This is a genomic window from Desulfosarcina sp., assembly GCF_046496365.1.
Classification (GTDB): Bacteria; Desulfobacterota; Desulfobacteria; order Desulfobacterales; family Desulfosarcinaceae; genus Desulfosarcina.
On record NZ_JAWOHB010000069.1, the window covers coordinates 1 to 3,149 of the forward strand.

Genomic DNA, 3,149 nt, shown 5'->3' on the forward strand with positions numbered 1-3,149 from the left:
GAGATGGCGACGTTTGATGTGGTGGGCGATTCCATGCACAATGCCGAACTGGGCATGGCGCTTTTGAATCAGATGATTACGCCCGGCGGGAAAATAGCGCTGCAATTCGGCGTTCGTAAATTTGCACGCCGGTTATCACGGGAAAAGGGCCGGCAGGTGCTGGATCGATTCGTATACAATGCCTTTGCCCGCCAGGGCTGGATGGTTCCCAACCAGTACTGGACGCCCGGTGCTTTTGCACCCATGGCCATCACGGGCAAATATTACATGCACTACGGCCGGGACTTCCTGCCGCCCCGTGAGCTGGGAAGGGAAAACGCCCGGCGCATGCTCAAGGAACTGATGCTGGACAATCTCGGGATCTGTCGGTTTCATCGGGCCTGGGCGGAAACGCTGCTTCCCGACATCGTGGAAAATATCTTCGGGGAAAGGGATGCGTTCCTACGTTCCATCAGCCTTACCGCCAGCCGCATCACCAGCAGGAATGCATCGGTGTTCTGGGAATCTGAACGCAACATGGACATGGTGTTCGAATTTTTGAAAAACAAAAAGCAGATCGACAAGACTAAAGACCCGGAACTGGACCGCTGGGTTGAATTTTTTACACGGGATAAGCATGCCGCTGCCTACGAATTCTGGTATGACATGCACAAAGGCATCCATGAAATGCTTCGGGAATATCCTGTGTGACGAGACATGTGCCGGAAACGTCGGTTAAGTGATTTATTATTGGGAGGAGTGGATGAAACAAAAAGAACATGCCTGCCGATTATGCGAAGAAAAGTGGCACGCCTTTGAGGAACAGAATGTTTACGAAGTGCTTCAGTCCGGAGCGGATGGGCTGGACCAACAGGAGGCGGACCGGCGGCTTGCATATTACGGCCCCAACACGCTGCCCGTCAAGGAACCGCCCACGATCTGGGCCATCCTTCTGCATCAGGTCCTCAACCCCCTGATCTTCATCCTGCTGGCCGCTGCCGTGGCGTCTGTGGTCATAGGCGAAGGCGCAGATGCCGTGTTTATTCTCATCGTCATTGCCTTGAACAGCGGTCTGGGGGCCTACCAGGAGTATCGAGCTGAAAAGAGCGCCGCCGGCCTGCAGCGCCTGCTCAAGATTACGGCGCGGGTGCGCAGAGGGTCCGGGGAGATGGAGATTCAGGCCGAAAAGGTGGTGCCGGGCGACATTGTACTACTGGAATCCGGCAACAAGGTGCCGGCCGACCTGCGTCTGGTACAGGTCAACAACCTCGCGGCCGATGAAAGTTTTCTGACCGGCGAGTCCATCGCTTCGGAGAAGACCACCGGACCCCTGCCTGAGGAGACCGTTGTGAGTGACCGCAAGAACATGGTCTTTGCCGGATCGACCATCACCTCCGGCAGGGGGGATGGGATCGTCGTTGGCACCGGCACCGAGACCCAGGTGGGCATCATCGCTCAAACCGTCACGGCGTCGGAAAGCGGCAAACCGCCGCTGGTGCTGCGGATGGAAAGGTTCGTCAAACACATCAGCATCCTGGTGCTGGTCATCAGTGCCGGTCTTGCATTCCTTTTGTGGATCCAGGGCCAGAATCTTGCGGTGATTTTTTTCTTTGTTGTGGCTCTGACGGTTTCGGCCATTCCCGAAGGACTTCCCGTCGCGCTCACGGTTGCGCTCTCCATCGCCACCAAACGAATGTCCGACCGAAAGGTCATCGTCCGCAAGCTCACCGCGGTTGAAAGCCTGGGGAGCTGCACGGTTATCGCCAGCGACAAGACAGGCACCCTGACCGTCAACCAGCAGACCGTCCGTACCGTGGTTTTGGCGGATGGGCGGACCTTCGAATTTTCCGGAGAAGGCTATAACGGCGAAGGTGATGTTTCGGAGAGCGGCAGCGGCAAAAAGGGTTCCCCAGCTGATGAGGACCAGCTGAACCGGCTGGCCGAATTGGCGATTTTGGCCAACGAGGGATCGCTTGTCCAGGAAGAAAACGGCTGGAAACATCGCGGGGACGCCATGGATGTGGCCTTCCTGGCCATGGGTTACAAGTTGGGCCTGAATCCGGAACAGGTAAAGAATCAGGTCCGTGTTACCCGGGAAGTTCCATATGAATCCGAGCAGAAATATGCGGCGGTCTTTTTTGAAAAAGACGGCACCGGGCATGTGGCTGCAAAGGGCGCAGTGGAAACGATTCTGGATTTTTGCAGCGGCATGGTTCGGGACGCCAAGCCGGCGGAACTTGACCGGGAAGACGTCGAGCAGCAAGCGGAAGCCATGGCGAAACAAGGGCTTCGTGTATTGGCCGTTGCCGGTGGTGAAACCCAAGACACGCCAACCGGCGGTTCTGCTGATGAAGAATCCCTTTCCGGTCTGCTTTTTTACGGACTGGTGGGATTCATCGATCCCCTTCGCCCCGAAGCCGTCGAATCGGTGAAAATTTGCAAGACCGCCGGCATAAAGGTCATGATGATCACCGGAGATCATTCCGCCACCGCCGGCGCCATCGCCAGGGAGCTGGGGCTGTCCGATCGCGATAAGCCGGTGGTGACCGGCGCGCAGTTGAGCAAGGCCGGATCGCCGGACAGTCCGGCTTTCGAAAAGCTGGTGGCGTCGTCCCAGGTGTTTGCCAGGGTGTCTCCGACCCAGAAGCTGGAAATCGTCGATGTGCTGATCCGCCGGGGGGAATTTGTCGCTGTCACCGGCGACGGGGTCAACGACGCCCCGGCGCTTCGAAGGGCCAACATCGGCGTGGCCATGGGCTCGGGCACGGATGTAGCCAAGGAAGTAGGCTCCATGATCGTTGCCGACGACAATTTTGCCTCCATCGTGGCCGGCGTGGAAGAAGGACGCTTTGCCTACGACAACGTGCGCAAGGTGATTTATCTGCTCATCTCCACCGGCGCGGCGGAAGTGCTGATGTTTGTCACGGCGATTTTCGCGGGCCTGCCCATTCCGCTTTTAGCGGTGCAGTTGCTGTGGCTCAATCTGGTCACCAACGGCATTCAGGACGTTGCCCTGGCCTTTGAGGGAGGAGAGCCGGGCGCCATGAAACGAAGGCCTCGAAGGCCCGAGGAAACGATTTTCAACCCCCAGATGGTCTGGCAGACCATTGTTTCGGGACTGACCATCGGCACCCTGACCCTTGGAGCCTGGTACTGGATGGTGCACGTGG

General features: G+C 57.8%; 1 protein-coding gene and 1 pseudogene. Both read left to right on the plus strand.

Annotated elements, in window-relative coordinates; translation table 11 throughout:
* Positions 1-690 (plus strand): annotated as a pseudogene (locus R6V78_RS05925) (aldehyde ferredoxin oxidoreductase); the annotation flags it as partial.
* A gap of 52 nt (positions 691-742) precedes the next feature.
* Positions 743-3,149 (plus strand): cation-translocating P-type ATPase (locus R6V78_RS05930; RefSeq protein WP_410288415.1); only part of this gene is annotated, 2,407 nt, incomplete at its 3' end.